At 45.2% G+C, this 17,684-nt stretch carries 15 protein-coding genes; 12 read left to right on the top strand and 3 right to left on the bottom strand.

The genetic code is table 11. From position 1 onward, the window contains the following. Position 1: 1 nt before the first annotated feature. Positions 2-553 carry a histidine phosphatase family protein gene (locus G3352_RS21430; RefSeq protein WP_163759576.1) on the top strand — a complete coding sequence of 184 codons (552 nt, stop codon included), beginning with the start codon at positions 2-4 and terminating at the stop codon, positions 551-553. A 69-nt stretch (positions 554-622) separates the two neighbouring features. Here the strand turns inward: G3352_RS21430 and G3352_RS21425 are convergent, their stop codons facing one another. After that, on the bottom strand, positions 623-985 hold the full coding sequence (locus G3352_RS21425) for a DUF423 domain-containing protein (RefSeq protein ID WP_076289959.1): 363 nt from the start codon (positions 983-985) through the stop codon (positions 623-625). Positions 986-1,042: 57 nt separating this feature from the next. Next, positions 1,043-1,972, bottom strand: coding sequence for a type I pantothenate kinase (coaA, locus tag G3352_RS21420; RefSeq protein ID WP_163759574.1), 930 nt, complete (start codon positions 1,970-1,972; stop codon positions 1,043-1,045). Between the two features lie 194 nt (positions 1,973-2,166). Here coaA and G3352_RS21415 point away from each other — a divergent pair, with 194 nt between their 5' ends. From G3352_RS21415 to odhB, 11 genes are all read left to right on the top strand, one after another. After that, positions 2,167-2,952 (top strand): DUF3891 family protein, encoded by a 786-nt coding sequence (locus G3352_RS21415; protein ID WP_163759571.1) that lies wholly within the window; start codon positions 2,167-2,169, stop codon positions 2,950-2,952. A gap of 311 nt (positions 2,953-3,263) precedes the next feature. Continuing rightward, positions 3,264-3,773, top strand: coding sequence for an 8-oxo-dGTP diphosphatase (locus tag G3352_RS21410; protein ID WP_163759569.1), 510 nt, complete (start codon positions 3,264-3,266; stop codon positions 3,771-3,773). 29 nt (positions 3,774-3,802) lie between these two features. Continuing rightward, positions 3,803-4,171, top strand: coding sequence for a YybH family protein (locus G3352_RS21405; RefSeq protein ID WP_163759566.1), 369 nt, complete (start codon positions 3,803-3,805; stop codon positions 4,169-4,171). A 167-nt stretch (positions 4,172-4,338) separates the two neighbouring features. Beyond that, positions 4,339-4,761 (top strand): GNAT family N-acetyltransferase, encoded by a 423-nt coding sequence (locus tag G3352_RS21400; protein ID WP_205524981.1) that lies wholly within the window; start codon positions 4,339-4,341, stop codon positions 4,759-4,761. A 166-nt stretch (positions 4,762-4,927) separates the two neighbouring features. Next, positions 4,928-5,446, top strand: a complete 519-nt coding sequence (locus G3352_RS21395; protein ID WP_076289953.1) for a GNAT family N-acetyltransferase — start codon at positions 4,928-4,930, stop codon at positions 5,444-5,446. After that, positions 5,443-5,805, top strand: a complete 363-nt coding sequence (locus tag G3352_RS31260; RefSeq protein ID WP_163759563.1) for a cupin domain-containing protein — start codon at positions 5,443-5,445, stop codon at positions 5,803-5,805. Before G3352_RS21395 ends, G3352_RS31260 begins: the two co-directional genes overlap by 4 nt. Before the next feature lie 144 nt (positions 5,806-5,949). Further along, positions 5,950-6,393, top strand: a complete 444-nt coding sequence (locus G3352_RS21385) for an NUDIX domain-containing protein (RefSeq protein WP_076289951.1) — start codon at positions 5,950-5,952, stop codon at positions 6,391-6,393. Positions 6,394-6,782: 389 nt separating this feature from the next. Further along, the gene (locus tag G3352_RS21380; RefSeq protein WP_345940789.1) at positions 6,783-8,021 is read left to right on the top strand and encodes an S-layer homology domain-containing protein; all 1,239 of its coding nucleotides are present in this window, start codon (positions 6,783-6,785) and stop codon (positions 8,019-8,021) included. A 588-nt stretch (positions 8,022-8,609) separates the two neighbouring features. Continuing rightward, on the top strand, positions 8,610-11,711 hold the full coding sequence (locus G3352_RS21375; protein WP_345940788.1) for a DUF5704 domain-containing protein: 3,102 nt from the start codon (positions 8,610-8,612) through the stop codon (positions 11,709-11,711). 674 nt (positions 11,712-12,385) lie between these two features. Beyond that, complete coding sequence (locus tag G3352_RS21370; RefSeq protein ID WP_113051596.1) at positions 12,386-15,259, top strand: 2-oxoglutarate dehydrogenase E1 component; 2,874 nt, start codon at positions 12,386-12,388, stop codon at positions 15,257-15,259. A 5-nt stretch (positions 15,260-15,264) separates the two neighbouring features. After that, positions 15,265-16,539 (top strand): 2-oxoglutarate dehydrogenase complex dihydrolipoyllysine-residue succinyltransferase, encoded by a 1,275-nt coding sequence (gene odhB, locus G3352_RS21365; protein WP_163759554.1) that lies wholly within the window; start codon positions 15,265-15,267, stop codon positions 16,537-16,539. A gap of 122 nt (positions 16,540-16,661) precedes the next feature. On the opposite strand, the gene G3352_RS21360 is transcribed toward odhB, so the two are convergent. Next, positions 16,662-17,639 carry an alpha/beta fold hydrolase gene (locus tag G3352_RS21360; RefSeq protein ID WP_163759551.1) on the bottom strand — a complete coding sequence of 326 codons (978 nt, stop codon included), beginning with the start codon at positions 17,637-17,639 and terminating at the stop codon, positions 16,662-16,664. Between the last annotated feature and the right edge of the window lie 45 nt (positions 17,640-17,684).

The following is a 17,684-nucleotide window of genomic DNA, read 5'->3' as shown; positions in this document are numbered from 1 at the left end:
GATGCAGTCTATTTATCTCATTCGTCATGCCAAAGCAACTGGGCAAGAACCAGACGCCGAGCTTACGGATGAAGGACTTCGTCAGGCCGAAGAACTTGCTGAGATGTTGGCGGAGCACCCAGTCCAATACATTGTGTCGAGTCCGTGGAAAAGGGCACTTCAGACCGCTGCCCCACTGGGCAAAACCGTCCTGAAACATATACATACGGATGAACGTCTTCAAGAAAGGGTGCTTAGTACCCTTCATCTGGATAATTGGATGGATGTGCTTGAACGTACATACACGGACGAAGACTGGACAGAAGAAGGTGGTGAATCTTCTCGTTTGGCGACAGCTCGGGGCCTTGAGGTGCTGGACGAGCTGTGGAGTCGACCGGAGCATAGCGGGGCTGTGATTACACACGGCAATCTGTTATCTCTGCTCATTCGCAGTCATGATGCATCCTTTGGATTCGAGGAGTGGAAAAATCTATCTAATCCTGATGTATATGTCATGGACAAACAGCAAGGGGATAAAGTTACACACAGCATTCGCCGTATATGGCAAAGTTAAACATAAAGAGAGTGCTCCAGCGATTTTTGAGATCGACTAGAACACTCTTTTCAGTTTACGATGTTGGTTTTACAAAGCGGCAACTAATAACATTACCCAACCGGCCAAGAAAGCTACTCCGCCGAGGGGTGTGATCGCCCCCAGCTTTCGAACGCCAGTTACGCTTAGGACATATAGACTGCCCGAGAACAAGAGGATGCCGGCGAATAGCAACCATCCAGCCAGCAACACAAGAGATGGCTGCTCCAGTCGATCAGCGAGCAGTCCGAGCAGGATGATTCCGATTCCGTGAACAAGGTGATACTGAACGCCAGTCTCGTATATTTTGATCATGTCAGCAGACAATCTGCGTTTGAGCGCATGTGCACCGAATGCTCCAAGGGCAACAGCAAGAAACATCATGATACTTCCAAGTATAATCAAGGTCTGCATGTAGTCTTGTCTCCTTTTTAATGGTACTAAGCAGAATGTTTCTGCTCATTATGACGCTTACAGCTTACGCAATTGAATGCGCTGAATCGAATGGTCCGCTTCCTTTTTCAGAATCAGTCTGGCTCTTCCTTTAGTTGGCAGGATATTTTCGTGCAGGTTTTTGGCATTAATATCTTTCCATATCTGACTTGCCGTAAGAACAGCCTCATCTTCTTCCAGATTGGCAAAACGACTGTGGAAGAAGGAATGCTCATTCTGAAACGCTGTATTGCGTAGTAGCTTGAAACGCTCAATGTACCAGTGACGGATATGCTCCTCTTCCGCATCGATATAGATGGAGAAGTCAAAAAAATCACTGACCAACAGTGGGGTTTCCTTTTTAACCTGGAGCACGTTAATTCCTTCAATAATGAGGATATCCGGCTGACATATGGCATTCTCTTCACCTGCAATGACGTCGTAGGCAAGATGGGAGTATACGGGAGCCATTACTTTGGGTTTACCTGATTTGACATCACCCATGAACTGAATCAGTGACTTGATATCGTAACTCTCCGGGAATCCCTTCCGGTTCATGATGCCTTTCTCTTGCAGCACGGCATTGGGATACAGGAAACCATCCGTAGTGACCAGATCCACCTTGGGATTTCCTTTACCTCTTGCAAGCATAGCCTGGAGCAGGCGGGCAGTTGTACTTTTGCCCACGGCAACACTGCCCCCAATACCGATAATGTAGGGAGCGTGATGTGCTTCTTTTTTTAAAAAAGATGCCGTTAAGCGATTCAGCTCTCGTGAAGCTCCTGCATATAAGTCAATAAAGTGGGTAAGAGGTAGATAAATATCCTCAACTTCTTGAATGGATACCTCTTCATTTAATCCCTTTAGCTGTTCCAATTCCGCTGTCGTTAGTGGAAGAGTGGTCTGATATTTCTTCAAGTCAGCCCATTCCTTGCGGTTAAACTCGGTGTAAGGAGAGTATAAATTCATGAGATCCCGCTTTCTGTATGTAATGTTATGTTGGCACAATCATTAGTGTACCAAATTTCAGGGAACTGACAACACCTTTACATTGATGGCTCCATTAGTATATTCCCTGAAAGTTGAATGAAAAGCAACTTATAGGAAATTGTAAACCAAATTATGTTAAAGTCAACGTATACCATGCGGGAGGGTGACAGCAAATGATCGTATATGAGAGAGAGCATGATTTTGTTTTGACCGCACAGCATGAGCATGGACTAGTAGCCGGAGAAATGGCTTCCCATTGGAAAACGGAATTGTTAACTGATGAAGCGCATCGAGAAGATCTGATTCTTGCCGCAAAAGAGCATGATCGGGGATGGATTGAGTTGGATTCTGCTCCATTCTGGAATGATTATAGTCAGATACCGTATTCGTTTCGTGATTTTCCGCTACGTCCACGATTTGTATTTTACCGTAAAGGTATTGAAGAGGTTCGGGAGAAAAACCTGTACGCCGGGTTGTTGTGCAGCATGATGTATACAGATTTGTTTCAAAACAACCTGGGTGCTAACGCCAATGATGATGAAGACATTAGGGAATATCTGAATGATGAACGGGAGCATCAGTTACGTATGGAAAAGCAGCTTGGTGGTGGTGAAGCGTTGAAGCTTAGGCTGAAACATGATTTAGAAATTATGCTATTTTGTGATCAGCTCAGCCTTTTTCTCTGTATGGAGGAACCCGGAACACCTGCTGCACGTTATGATTTTTTCGCTGATGGACTGGGCTCTACCTTCGATGCCTGTTCAAGGCAGCCCATTCAGGCCGAGTGGCTTTCCAATGAGAAAGTAGGATTGTCTTTTGTGCCGTTTGATGAGGACTTTACAGTCGTTATGCCTTACAAATCGGTGCCGAAAGCAAGTATTCGCAAATTTGGTCTGCTGCAGGCTTATCGCCGTGCCGAGTGGAAAGAGCGTCGGGTGTTAATTACAGGCATGAGCTAAGTGTCGCATATTCGATATTCGGTTCAAAAGTAAAGTATTGCATACATCATAAATAGGCGGGCTTCCGAAATTTCCGGTGTCCGTCTTTCGTATGCGTTTATATCAAAATTGACTTTGCAGATAATTAGGAAAGTTAAGAGGAATTCGGAATAGAGATTGAAGCAGGAGAATCAATCTATGTACCAGAAGTGTTAGTGTACAACGAATTAACACCTAGGAATCAAGGATTGGAAGGTTCTTCTGTCGAGTGGGTGAATATGTGTGAATTGCAAATGGATTAGGTTCTGTATAAGGCAACTGGGAGGATAAACATGGACATTAGAACTGAGATTTTAACGATGTGTATGATATGGGACAAGCGGAATGATCAGGTACTATTAATGAATCGACCCAACCAAAAAGGATTTCCGGGATATATTGCTCCTGGAGGGAAAGTTGATTTTCCAGAAAGTATTGTGGATGGTGCCATGCGAGAAGTTAAAGAGGAAACAGGACTTGTGGTGAAAGAGATTACATATAAAGGTCTTGATGAATTTTGTGATCCGGAGCAAGGATTGCGATATATGGTATTCAACTACTTGGCTACTTCTTATGAGGGGGAGCTACTGAGCGAGCCGCCTGAAGGTGAACTGTTGTGGGTGTCCTTAGGTCAAGCGCTTGAACTGCCTATGCAGGATTGGTTTACGGAACGTTTCCCGCGATTTTTTCAAGCAGGTACGTTTGAGCGGAGTGTAATATGGGAGAAATCAACCGGAACTACACTGAAAGAGACGTTTATGGTGTATAGCGATTCGGTTCTTGAACAAAGTAAAGTCAAATAATTCAAAACGCTCAGGAGGCGGAAGAAATCATGGGATACCAGCATGCACTGGAAGGATACATTGCAGCGACAAATACACATGACTTTGATGAGGTAAGCAAATGGTTATCACCGGATGCCGTATATTGGTTTACGGGAACGTCTTGTACTACCCTTAACGAAATTCGGGCTTATTTTGAAAACGCTTGGGAGACAATCAAGGATGAGGTGTATCGTGCAGAAGATGTCACGTGGATTACGACTGGCGAAGAGCAGGCAGTCTGTATTTATACCTATCACTGGAAAGGAATGTATCAAGGGCAGCCGGCTGCTGGAAAAGGTCGAGCTACCAATGTATTTGTTGCAGGCATCAACGGAGAATGGAAATTAATCCATGAACATTTAAGTGCGGGTGAATAACGTGAGGGATAAAACTTTGCTTTTTATAACAGTTTACTTGAACAAAGCTAATAATTAAGGCTTCTATTTGAAGCATGTCTCATATTTTATCAGCCAATTCTATATATTTATATCCAGATATTATGATATAATGAAATTTACTTTTTAAAAGGAGAGGACTTGCTATTATGGATATTACATTTCGTGAATCGCTTGAGGGAATAGGAATCGACCAACTTAGCGGGGCTTTTTTCGAAGGTTGGCCAAACCCTCCATCTAAGTCTACATTTCTGAAGCTGCTGGAACAATCCTATGCTGTCGAACTGGCTATCGATGAAGAAACCGGAAATGTGGTGGGCTTTATTCAAGCGATTTCAGATGGAGTTCTTAGTGCATATATTCCCTTATTGGAAGTGCTTCCGGAGTATCAGGGTAAAGGTATCGGAACAGATCTCATCAAGCGTATGTTTAATCGTCTGGGTGATCTCTATATGATTGATCTTTTGTGCGATAACGAACTCCAGGAGTTCTATGAGAAACAGGGCATGCAAAAAGCATCTGGCATGGTGATTCGTCATTATCAAAATCAGGCTGGAGCGGTAAATAGCTAATAGATTTGGTGAACTAGATGGTTGAAATAAAGTATAAAAATCGTTCCGGAGTAACCCGAAGTTATAAAAAGAGAAAAATATGAATTCAGACTAAAACATTTATATACGGAAGGTTGTTATATATTTGGTGACTAGCCATACATAGGCTTCTGCAAACGGGACGTAAATGAATATGTACGAGGAAAAGGTGGAGATTGGTGTGAAATTGTCGTTCCGGATTTTGGACTGGGAAGAAGAAAAACCTTATGAACTTTTATTGATGGCTGATCCGTCCAAAGCCATAGTTGACGAATATCTGAGTCGCGGTGTTTGCTTTATCGCTGAATATGAAGGAGAAATGGTGGGAGAGTTTGTTTTGCTTAAGACGCGTCCAGAGACGGTAGAGATTGTTAATATTGCCGTACAGGAAGAGTTACAGGGACAGGGCGTTGGCAAACACATGATCAAGGAAGCGATAGAAGCAGCACGCAAGCTCGGTGGTCGAACGATAGAAATTGGGACAGGCAACTCAAGTTTTCATCAGTTGAAGCTGTATCAACGCTGCGGTTTTCGCATTATAGGGGTCGATCGGGACTTTTTTGTGAAACATTATGAAGAAGAGATTATAGAAGATGGTATTCGCTGCGTCGATATGATTCGTTTGGCTCTGGATCTGGATAACGTTGCAGAGGAGAACAAGAAGTGAAGATATACCGCCTGAAATTAGAGGATAGTCGCAGCATTACCGCTTATGGCAGTGAGGGAGCAGAGATTACGCCAATACTCCGAAGCACAACAGCTTGTCACGTAGCACAACTGAAACTGTCTGCAGGAGGAAGTGTAGGTTTGCATCCAGCAGTGGGTGAGCAGGTATTTCTGGTGCTTGAAGGGGAAGGTTGGGTGGAAGGTGAGACAGGCGAACGGGTAGCTGTACGATCGGGAGAAGCCGCGTATTGGACTAACGGAGAGAATCATCAATCTGGATCGAACAAAGGACTAACCGCATTGTTGATTGAGGGTGAAGAACTAATTGTTCGGTTTTCGCTAGAGGAGGGAGACTCTTAGATAGGGGCTGATGATTTGAGTGTTTGGGTCATTGTTATTATTATTGGGGTGATTTTTACTCCATCGTTCTATCAGATGAATAAGCGTATTCGTAGATTGGAAGAGCAGGTTAGATATCTTTCAGACGAGAGGAAGAACCTTTAAGTGGATCGGTACACACACATGGGAGTATACGGTTTAGTCACTTGGGAGCAAAAATTCCTGTTAGTTCATAAGGCAAGAGGAGCCTATACGGGGAAATGGGATTTGCCTGGAGGAAGGTTGGAATTTGGTGAGCAACCGGAGACCGCCCTACACCGTGAGATTGAAGAGGAGACCGGCCTTTACAATCTACAATTGGTGATTCGTTCTGCGGAATCGATCGTATTGGAGTGGGTTTACGAAGGCCAGCCGGAAGAGCTGCACCATATTGGAATTTTATACGATGTATATTTGACAAGCGAAAGTCGGCCTTATGAGATCAAAAGGGAACCGGATGGCGAAGATTCGCTGGGCGCACAATGGTTTACTATGGAAGAGGTTGGAGCGTTATCGTTGACGCCATTTGCAGAGTATATGATTAACAATTTTAATAGAAACCTACTTTGATTTGAATTTTAGGACTGGTCAAATGGAACAGAATCGTTTATTCTGTGATAGATAGAATACAATTTTTTTTCAACTGAATAGGACTGACACCTTAAAGCATAAGGCTATGAATCTGCGGATTCGTGGCCTTTTTTTGTGTTTTTTAGGGGTGAATTGGGTCTTTGGAAGGGGAGGTTGCATGCCTTGTAGGGATGGGGATTGCTGAAAAATAATACCAATAGCCTAGATTTGCATGGTAGAATATTGATGATTATGACAAATTTAGGTTTTGGGTTGAAGAGTAGTACGAGTGCTGAAGAAGCAGAATTTTGCCCCATACTAAGGTACATAGGAGAGTGATTAGATTGAAGAAACAGATGAGATTAGCTGATAGTAAGTCAAAAAGGAATGTGTTGATAGTCGGAGTGTTGACGTCGACTTTGCTGGTAGGAACGCTGCTGACTACTGGAACCGTGGGTCTGATGTCTACTGTGGATGCTGCTACAAGCACGAATGGAGCGGGTACAACTGCTTCTGCACTTACGAAGTTCAAAGATATCAAAGGGCACTGGGCGCAAGCTACAATTGTTAAAGCCTATGATAAAAATCTGATCTCCGGCTATCAGGATGGTACGTTCCGCCCCAATGCCAAAATCACCCGTGGTGAGTATGCCACACTACTCAGCCGTGCAACCAGCTTGGAAAAGGTACAAGGCGAGAATCCTTTTGCTGATCTCAAGGGGCACTGGTCTGAATCCGCTGTGACACAGTTGGTAGGCCAAGGCTTTATTAATGCTAATGATTATCCGAAAGGATTCAACCCCAATGCCGAGCTGACACGCTACGAGATGATGAAATGGATTGCAAACGGACTGATCAAGTCCGGAACCAGTTTCCAGGATGCTTTTGACGATAGCAAAAATACACTGCTACCTACCCCTGAAGTAAATCGGGGAACGATTCGTGCAGAGCAAATTCCTTATCTTGCACTTGTTCGCGGGACTGGCATTGTTGGTGGATTTGAGGATGGTTCCTTGAAGCCTGCTGCTCCAACAACGCGAGCCGAAGTGTCTGCCATTTTGCTGCGTTATATGGATGTGGAGGGCACGGATGCAGGGAAGTACAGTGATCTGAATGAAATGCGTGAGGTAGGTACGACGGGAACGAATTTAACGACGATTAGTAATTACTTTTATACTAAAAATTCTGTTACGGTAAGTGATCTTTCTAAAGGAGATATAACTCTCTCTAATAATTCCGGCATACTTCGACTGCATCGAATTATTGTAGTAGATGTTACGAAAGGCACGCCGAAAGGGGTTTACTCATCACTGTTTATTGGTCCCGATTCCATTCAGTTTCCAGGAAGCTACATGACATTTGCAGATATATCGTTTACATCCAATATAGAAAAATCGAATCTCTTAGCTTTTAGCGGTGGTTTAGACAGTGCATTGTTAAGATTTAATCGTATGGATGTTAAACATGCCGAAAAAAATGGATTCATAACTATTCCAGAGATGTCTAGTAATCTTATAAAGAAAGATGTTAAAAAACGTTTTTGGACTTCCTCTGTGCTCGTGGCAAAAGGTGGCTCTTATTATTTAAAAGCTAACAACAATGATTTAGTCCAAATTCAGAACATGTAGTTTCTTCAAGGCGGTGAGTGAGTACTGAAACTCCATTATAAATTAATGTTAGTATTTAACGTTATGTTTTTAATTGTAGGTGCTATGGGTACATTTTATCTTCCAATTCAAGCAGCTACCAATGATCCGTACGGTCCAAAATCAATGAAGAGTCCATCTGTCCTGACTGTAAAATCTGCACCAAGAGTTGCTAATCCAGGTGTTTATTGGTATCAGCTTGATGATGGAAGTTTTAAAGCTGATCATACTACTGGGCCTACTTTCTCTAGAAACATGAATCCTTTGTCTTGTTCGTCTCCTTATCCTGACGAAAAAGATATACCCGATGAAGTTGACTTTTCCAATTGGCCTGCTACTCAATGGAATGAATATAATGGATATCCTATAACTCCATCAGTTCTTAAGTCTATAAGAATAAAAAGTGTTACTTATCAAACCAGATTACAGCAAACTTCTTATACAGGAATTGGTGAAACGGTAATACGAAGAGATAGTACCATTGTAAAAATCAACACAAAAACAGGAGGGAATCATTCAGTAAGTGATCGAACAGAGTTCGAAAATGGTGGTAAAACTAATCAAAATTGTGTGAAGCAAGTAGTAGCCTACCATACACCTATGGACATCATCTGGGAAGGGGATCTCGAAGAAGAAAAGGAGATTGACGTAACCCCAGATTCCACTCTAACGGTTGGAGAAACTAAACAGATGGTAGCCAAAGTTAAGACGAAAAACTACGGTTCTACACAGTGGAGTAACGGCATCGACGTAAGTCGGCGCGATGCTGAGACCACCTGGTGGTCATCTGATCCGAGTATTGTGAGTATTGAACCCAAAACCGGAATGGTGAAGGCTGAAAAGCCGGGTACTGCTTTTGTACGTGCAATCTGGAACAACGGTACATATCTCATCTCGGATACTGCTGATATTACGGTAACGTCCGAACCAGGACTCGTTGTGAACCTGCCAAATGCCTGTAAAGCAGACACAGCTACACCGCTGCAAGCTAAAGCTATCTTGACCAAGTCAGACCTTTCTGTTCATGAGCTTACCGCTCATCCCAAATTGACCTGGCAAAGCTCCAATCCAGCAGTAGCGACCATAGGTGCAGATGGGAAAATGACGATCAAAGGTATCGTCGGCAGCACCACCATCACTGCGCGATTTTTGGATACTGCCCAGCAGTTGGATGAGCAAGGAACGCAGGTTTTAGATGTAAAGGATTGCACAGGCAACGGAGGAGATGGGGGAACTGATCCAGGTAACGGCGGTGTTGTGGGTTGCCCCGTGACCATCAGTCCACCTAATAAAGGAGCGTTAATCGAATCGGCTGTCATGGACCCATCCGTCCGGGGCGTTCTGAAAGCTGATGATCGGGGATCTGAGAAGTTTGATGTCACCCGTGGCATCCCGACTTCTGAAGATCTCTATGCAAATGTCATGGCTAGAGGATACTTGTTCCAGCACCGTTGGGTGAACATGACGGGAACAGTGACTTATACGGTTAACGTAAAAAAGAAGTATCACAAAACATGGACGATTCCGGGCAGAGCCTCGACAGGTCCGAATGATCCAGGCACACCTTCACAACCTAAGGAACTAGATGTTCCTGTGGAAAAACCAATGCAGGTCATCCGACAATATAGTTATTGGCAGATTGATAATTTGGAAGTCTATCAGCTAAATCAAGCTACGATATCCAATTATGCACTTGGTGGCTACGGTGGTACAGTAACGCTGACTCCAAACGGATATACACCGCCGACCTTACAATCAGCTAATGATGATGCCGTTACCGCACATGTGAAACCAGCACCTTGCAAGGAAATCGACCTTGGCACTGAAACAAAGTCAGGCGGTGACAGCGAGCCGCCTACACCTGATGAGACGTCATTATTCCAATCCAAAGCAGAGGCTGAGGTCAAAGAAAACTCTGTAAATAATGACAAGGTGGTGTTTAATGGTGCCACTGTGATGGATCCTGCTCCGATGGATAAGACTGCTCCGCGACCTGAAACAATCCCTCAGCCTGGTATGATCGATGACAACGTGCTGTACCAAAATCGTTTAACTATTCAAAATACACTGGTCAACAAGGCGGAACAACCGACAACAGGCGAGATCCAATATGGCTTGATTCCTGGCAACATTAAAGGCGGTCAGGATCAGAAGTTTTCTATTCAAGGGATCAATTCTGTTACGGTGCACACGCCTGTCGTTAACTACGCCTCAGTGTCTGATGATCAGCCGCATAACCAGAAAACAGTGCCTGATCCGACCAGTTCGGCACTTATTCTGGAACGACCATTTATCGTACGCATCCCGACCTCAGGGCAGCATCTGGACGTAACCAGTTACCCGGGTTATGGCAATAGGGACTATGCCAAGTATTTTCGCATCAAGCAGGTTCGTTTCCCCTTTGATGTCTATAACGCGGATAGAAGTCAGTTTATTCCAGCCAAGACCTGGGTGGACATTCCGGTCAACCAACTGGATACCGTTTTCTATCTTCCAGTATGGGTGGATGAAGGACATTACCGAATTGAATTTCGCAATATTGCGGAAAACGCTCCTTCCATATTAACCGAACAGCAGGATGCCAATACGAATCTGACCCATCATGTTGCGGCAGACACGGTTCCGGTGGAGGTTATTGGGCGATTGTATGATTTTCACGTTACGGATATCGCCGATTATAATTGGGAGAACGTGTTCCGCAAGCAGCTCGGGAGTTCAGAGCCGACAGGGGTGAGTTACTGGACAGGACTTAATAGTATTGATGGTGATCCGCGAGGGAATCTGGCACCATTCGTGTTACCTGTTCGCCCAGGCAGTCACCCTGTGCAGGGTTTCAGTAATATTGCAGTAAAAACGGGTTACCATATCAAGTTCGATCTGAAAACAAAAGGCAATATGTTTGGCAAACAAGATGGTGTTCGAATTACTCCAACATTCTACTTTGTGAGCAAAGACGGCTCTTCCAGACAAGAAGTCGATCTATACTACCACCGCGGTCAAGAGCGACTTATCAGAATAGGATCGGTGCAGGATTTGGAGAAACGGTTTGTTGTCCTGAACTCGAGATTGCGTAATGTACCCGGTACGGAATTGGGGGATACGGCGCGTTATCAGTATACGTATGAACTGACTGCCGATGAACGCAATCAGAGTTCGCTCGCTGATTATATGGTTACGCTTGTAGATCAAACCTCTCACCAGAAAACGTGGGTAGGCCGCTATGATTGGATGATTCTGCCCGCTTCCATTCGTACACTGATTGGACCCAAGACAGACATTCCTTCGGGTGTTAGTGTAGACCGAGCGAATGCGGCGATCCAACGTTGGTACGGAGAATACAGCCTGCCTGCGGATGTATACACCGTGCCAAAGGGAACCAATCTTGAATCGCTCGCCAGACAAAATCAACTGGATGAAAAGGCTTCTGTATTTCTAAAGGACGGATATATCGTGGTCAACTTCAATATCGAGACACTTCGAGATGGGAATACAGAAGCTCCACACCTGCAATACATTTATGCTCCACTGATGAATCAGTGGCAGATGGAAGGTTTCAACAATCGCCCAGTAGACAGTCAAGGCCGAACTTGGCCCTTGAAGGATGGCGATGTGGTCTTTTACCATGCAGATCAGTCCAGCCGGAGCGATTTTCAGTCTCAGGTGCCACATTAAAAACAAAAAGACTGTCAGCCTAAATAAACCAATCCAAAAAGAAGCCGCCCGGATGCTTTTACGCATTCAGGCGGCTTTTGGTTAAAACATTGAATTGCAAGAGACACCCATTTTTTTGTTGAATATCAAGCCAAATGGTTAATATTTATCTTGACGGTTTGTTTTTGAACATTATGGACCACAATTCTAAATAAGGAGGCTGCAATCGGGCGAAACCTGAAAATGTGTAGAAACCATCGTAGGATAAGCGATTAACAACAAAACGCCATACAATCAGAGCATATTTGTGGGTCGGAAATGTTCCGATTATTCGATTCATCTAATTTATGCATCAATTGAACTAAAAATAGGAAATGCTCCTGAGCGTAAAAGTTTATAGAATAGATATTAGAACACGGACTTCACTTTAAAAAGTTGAGGAAGGTGTAACCCTCGAACGGATCAGGACAGTATTCGACATCTGTGCGACGGTATATACAATCATCAGTTTACTATGATTTTGAAAACGCAGACAAACCTTGACGGGAGCGTCGGAACAACGTTACTACCACCAACAGCACGATTATTGGACTTCATGAAAAATTTAGCTTAAAATGTTGAACGAACGCAAATTACGGCTTAGTCAATGATTTCCGTCAAAAACTTATGACTAAATCAAGACGGAGGGAACGTCGATGACGATCGAGGAAGGCAACAAGAAACCCTGGGAAAGTTACTATGGCCCGAATATGGGATACGTACAGGAACAATATGAATTATACTCCCAAGACCCGGGTGCAGTTACACCGGCTTATCGGGAATTATTTGAACAATGGGGTGCACCGCCGATGTCTGGCAGGGATGCACATACAGCCTCGTATTCTGGCAACGCCCAAAAGGCTTCCGGAAGCGTGGATATTCAACTATTACAGAAAGCGGTTACAGCAGGGAAACTGGTAATGAATATTCGTACCTATGGTCACCTTGCGGCCGATATTGATCCTCTTGGAATCAGTGAAGATTCAGATACTTCTTTGCTTGAACCGAAGCATTTTGAATTGAATGAAGAAGATTTGAAAGCTCTGCCAGCTTCCCTGATCTGGGAAGGTGCAGATGGACAGACGGTAACAGGATTGGATGCCATCCAGCGCCTGCGGCAAATATATACGGGTCCTATCGCTTATGAATTCAGCCATGTGCATGAAGTTCATGAGCGGGAGTGGCTGAACCGCCGTGCAGAATCTCGTACTTCGCCGGCACCGCTTAATCCAGAGGAGCGTAAAGCTTTACTGGAACGTTTGGTTGAAGTGGAGCAATTTGAAGATTTCCTCCACAAAACATTTGTTGGGCAAAAACGTTTTTCCATTGAAGGTAACGATGTGTTAGTCCCTATGCTGGATGAAGCAGTCCGGATTATGGCACACGCTGGTTCAAGCCATATTCTGATGGGGATGGCTCACCGTGGTCGATTGAACGTACTTGCTCATGTACTGGGCAAGCCATATAGCAAAATTTTCTCTGAATTCCATCATTCTCCGAACAAAGATTTGGTTCCTTCCGAAGGGTCAACAGGAATCAATTACGGTTGGACGGGGGATGTCAAATATCATCTGGGCGCAAACCGTTATGTAAAAGACGGTGAAACAGTACAAGCGCGTCTTACGCTAGCCAATAACCCGAGTCACTTGGAATATGTAAATCCGGTTGTACAGGGTTTTGCACGTGCAGCACAGGATGATCGCCGTGATCCAGGATATCCGAAGCAGGATGTAACCAAAGCGGCAACTATTCTGATGCATGGTGATGCGGCTTTCCCTGGGGAAGGTATTGTAGCAGAAACGCTCAATTTCAAAGCATTGCCTGGTTACCAAAATGGCGGAACAATTCATATTATCGTGAACAACCGTCTTGGTTTCACAACAGACAGCGGTGATTCACGCTCAACGTACTATGCGAGTGACCTTGCCAAAGGATATGAAATTCCGATTGTGCATGTCAATGCAGACAATCCGGATGCATGTATCGCAGCTATTCGTATGGCAGCAGAATACCGTAACCTGTTCAAAAAGGACTTCCTGATTGACCTGATTGGTTACCGTCGTTATGGTCATAACGAAACGGATGATCCAGAAACAACACAGCCGACAGTGTATGACAAAGTAAAAGCTCATCCAACGGTTAGTCACTTGTACCAGGATCATCTGAAAGAGGAATCGGTAATCGACGATGCTTCCATCAACAGCATTCGTGAGGCTGTGACGAATCGCTTAAAAGAAGCTTACGAGCAGATGAAAAACAATGAAGTACATGAATATTACCAACGTCAAATTAGCGAGCCAGAGGCAGTTTCGATTATTCCAACTGCAGTGCCATTGGAAAATCTGCGCGCAATTAACGCAGACTTGCTGAAATGGCCAGAGAATTTTAATGTGTATCCGAAGTTGCAGCGTATTTTGCAGCGCAGAAGCACATCTCTGAACGAAGGCGAGAAAGTAGACTGGAGTCTTGCAGAGACGCTTGCGTTTGCTACCATTCTTGCGGATGGTAAACCAATTCGCATCAGTGGACAGGATGCAGAGCGTGCAACGTTTGCCCATCGGAACTTGGTGTTGCATGATTCCGAGAATGGTGCGAAATTCTGCCCACTGCACCATCTGCCACAGGCAAGAGCATCTTTTGCCATCTACAACAGTCCGTTGTCCGAGGAGTCCGTTGTTGGTTTCGAATACGGATATAACGTCTATTCACCAGATACGCTTGTAATCTGGGAAGCACAATTTGGAGACTTTGCCAACTGTGCACAGGTTATTTTTGACCAGTTCGTATCTGCCGGCCGTGCCAAATGGTCACAAAAATCCAGTCTGGTCATGCTGCTTCCGCATGCGAACGAAGGCCAGGGACCTGAGCATACAAGTGCTCGTCTGGAACGTTTCCTGCAGCTTTGTGCTGAAGACAATATGACCGTTGCGAATTTGACAAGTGCATCGCAATATTTCCATTTGCTGCGTCGTCAGGCTTCGTTGACTGAAACGGAAGATGCTCGACCGCTGGTTATGATGTCACCGAAAAGTCTCATTCGTAATCCGCGTGTCGCTTCACCTGCAACAGAGTTCAGCGAAGGCAAGTTTGAGCCTGTGCTGGAGCAAGCAGGATTGGGCACGAAACCGGATCGCGTAGAGCGTATCATTTTATGCAGTGGTAAAATCGCCATCGATCTGGAAGATGCTTTTGAGAAGGATAAAGCAGATTGGTCTTGGCTTCACATTATTCGTGTCGAACAGCTGTATCCGTTCCCGGCGGAAGAAATCAAGCGTGTACTTGCACGTTTCAGCAAGCTGAAAGAGCTGGTGTGGGTACAGGAAGAAAACAAAAACATGGGTGCCTGGACATACATGGAGCCTCGTCTTCGTGAAATTGCGCCAGAAGGAACAACCGTTAAATACGAAGGTCGTCCGGAACATGCCAGTCCTTCCAGCGGTTATCAACTTGTGCATGGCATGGAACAGCAACAGATCATTACATCCGCATTGAAGCAAACGACGAAGAATAATATTCCACTGGGGAGGTAACAGCTGTGAGTGAAATTAAAGTACCTGCAATGGGTGAGTCGATAACGGAAGGAACTGTATCCAGATGGCTGGTCAAAGAAGGCGAAACCGTTAATCAGGGTGATGTTCTTCTGGAACTGGAAACGGATAAAGTAAATATTGAGATCAGTGCTGAAGAGAGCGGTGTTCTTGAGAAAATTGTTCGCCAGGAAGGCGAGACTGTAGAAATTGGTGAAACGATTGGAACACTTTCAGCTGGAACTGGAGGAGGAAGCGGCGCGTCCGCTTCCCAACCAGCAGCAACGGAGCAGAATCAATCAGCTCCTGCGCCGGAAGCTCCAACTCCGCCGCCAGCGCCAGTTGCTGCAGCACCGGAATCTTCGGATAGCAGCTCGAAGACAGCTTCACCGTCTGCTCGCAAACTTGCACGTGAGCGTGGTATTGAGCTGGATCAGGTACAGAGCAAGGATCCGATTGGCCGTGTTTATCAGGATGATGTGAAAACTCACAACACTCAGGCTGCCGCTCCTTCAGCGCCTCCTGCTAAAGCTCCCGCTGCAGCACCTAGTGCTCCGGCAGCAGGTGGCTCCACGTATACCAAACCAGTAGAGCGTCAACGTATGTCCCGTCGTCGTGCTACCATTGCGAAACGCCTGGTAGAAGCACAGCAGACTGCAGCGATGTTGACTACGTTTAACGAAGTGGATATGACGGCAATCATGGATGTTCGTAAACGTCGTAAGGACAAGTTCAAAGAGAAACATGAAATCAATCTCGGATTCATGTCCTTCTTCACCAAAGCAGTTGTAGGTGCACTGAAAAAGTTCCCAACCATTAACGCAGAAATTGATGGCGAAGATGTAGTTCTCAAAAAGTACTATGATATCGGTATTGCGGTATCTGCCAAAGAAGGTCTTGTCGTACCGGTTGTACGTGATGCAGATCGTCTTGGCTTCGCTGAGATCGAGAAAAGCATTGCTGACCTGGCATCCAAAGCTCGTTCCAACACGCTGGCTTTGTCTGATCTGCAAGGAGGAACCTTCACCATTACCAATGGCGGAACGTTTGGCTCCCTGTTGTCCACACCAATTTTGAATACACCTCAAGTAGGTATTCTGGGTATGCACAAAATCCAGCTTCGTCCAGTAGCGATTGATGCAGAGCGGATGGAGAACCGTCCGATGATGTATATCGCTCTGTCGTACGATCACCGTATCATTGATGGTAGTGAAGCCGTTCGTTTCCTCGTGACGGTGAAAGAATTGCTTGAAGATCCAGAGTCTTTACTGATCGAAGGGTAATCCATAACGATTAATATTAAATTGCCATCTTATAAATAAAAAAGAAAACCCCTGAACAAGCACAGTGTATGCTGTGCACCCGTTCAGGGGTTTTCTTCATTGTATAAGTAATATATGCCGCATTATATGGAATCGGCTGTTTCTGCATGTGCTGTGGAATGATGGGCACTGTAGTCGGGCGTATGCCTCTCCAGCCAATCCACGACATGTCCTGCAACCTCAGTCCGATTTGTCTCATGCAGCATTTCATGGCGTCCCCCTGGATAGAGGCGGTATTCGATATCCTCAAGCTGAAGCGCCCGATATTGGGAGACCAGGTTAAGCACCCCTTTGCCATGAAGCCCCACCGGATCTTGTTCACCTGAGAACAGATATACAGATTTATCCTTGGGAATACGTTTCATGTTGCGTGGCAAGTGAATGTCCAACAGCAGTTTGAAAAAATCACGGAAAAAACCTGCGGAGCAGACGGCTCCACACAAAGGGTCATCAATAAACCGCTTGACCTCTTCGGTGTCCCGAGACAGCCAATCAAACGGCGTTGTTGCCGGACGGAAAGAACGGTTGAATCCGCCAAATACGAGCGCATTGAGCAGCATACTTGGATGACCGGTTCCCTGAATGCCACACTGCAAGAAAGCCAGTTTCTCTCCAATCCGAAGAAGACCGCGCTTGCCATTGGTGCCGGACAAAATAAATGCATGGTAACGCTCGTGGCCAGCATACATTAGATGCTGTACCAAAAACGACCCCATGCTATGCCCCATGAGAAAGAGGGGCACATCAGGGTTTTCTTTGGCGGCAACTTCGCCCAGATTTATCATGTCACTCGCCATCCAGCGGAAAGCATCGACGCCGGCATTGCCCAATAAATTCGAGTTTTCTACCGTTTTACCATGACCACGATGGTCATTCGCGTAGACCGCATACCCGTGCGTGGTGAGATGTTGAGCAAATTCAGCATATCGGGCAGCGGTCTCGCTCATACCATGTGCAATCTGGACCACACCTTTGATGTTGCACTCCGGATCGGGAAGCCAGCGGTACACATGAATACGGGTACCTTCATTGCCAACCAGGCTAAAGGTAGATTCCTGCATCTCGTGTAAATCCTCCTTCACAGGTCACATTAAAGCCAGTTCAAA

This window comes from Paenibacillus sp. ALJ109b (assembly GCF_010747435.1).
GTDB lineage: Bacteria > Bacillota > Bacilli > Paenibacillales > Paenibacillaceae > Paenibacillus > Paenibacillus taichungensis.
The sequence above is the reverse complement of the archived record's forward strand: the minus strand, read 5'-3'. Positions and strand labels throughout refer to the sequence as shown.

What these genes read in the sequence shown, in the direction of transcription:
- G3352_RS21430 (WP_163759576.1), top strand. Translation starts at nt 2, where the DNA reads ATGCAGTCTATTTATCTCATTCGTCATGCCAAAGCAACTGGGCAAGAA.
- G3352_RS21425 (WP_076289959.1), bottom strand. Translation starts at nt 985, where the DNA reads ATGCAGACCTTGATTATACTTGGAAGTATCATGATGTTTCTTGCTGTT.
- coaA (WP_163759574.1), bottom strand. Translation starts at nt 1,972, where the DNA reads ATGAATTTATACTCTCCTTACACCGAGTTTAACCGCAAGGAATGGGCT.
- G3352_RS21415 (WP_163759571.1), top strand. Translation starts at nt 2,167, where the DNA reads ATGATCGTATATGAGAGAGAGCATGATTTTGTTTTGACCGCACAGCAT.
- G3352_RS21410 (WP_163759569.1), top strand. Translation starts at nt 3,264, where the DNA reads ATGGACATTAGAACTGAGATTTTAACGATGTGTATGATATGGGACAAG.
- G3352_RS21405 (WP_163759566.1), top strand. Translation starts at nt 3,803, where the DNA reads ATGGGATACCAGCATGCACTGGAAGGATACATTGCAGCGACAAATACA.
- G3352_RS21400 (WP_205524981.1), top strand. Translation starts at nt 4,339, where the DNA reads ATGGATATTACATTTCGTGAATCGCTTGAGGGAATAGGAATCGACCAA.
- G3352_RS21395 (WP_076289953.1), top strand. Translation starts at nt 4,928, where the DNA reads ATGAATATGTACGAGGAAAAGGTGGAGATTGGTGTGAAATTGTCGTTC.
- G3352_RS21370 (WP_113051596.1), top strand. Translation starts at nt 12,386, where the DNA reads ATGACGATCGAGGAAGGCAACAAGAAACCCTGGGAAAGTTACTATGGC.
- G3352_RS21360 (WP_163759551.1), bottom strand. Translation starts at nt 17,639, where the DNA reads ATGCAGGAATCTACCTTTAGCCTGGTTGGCAATGAAGGTACCCGTATT.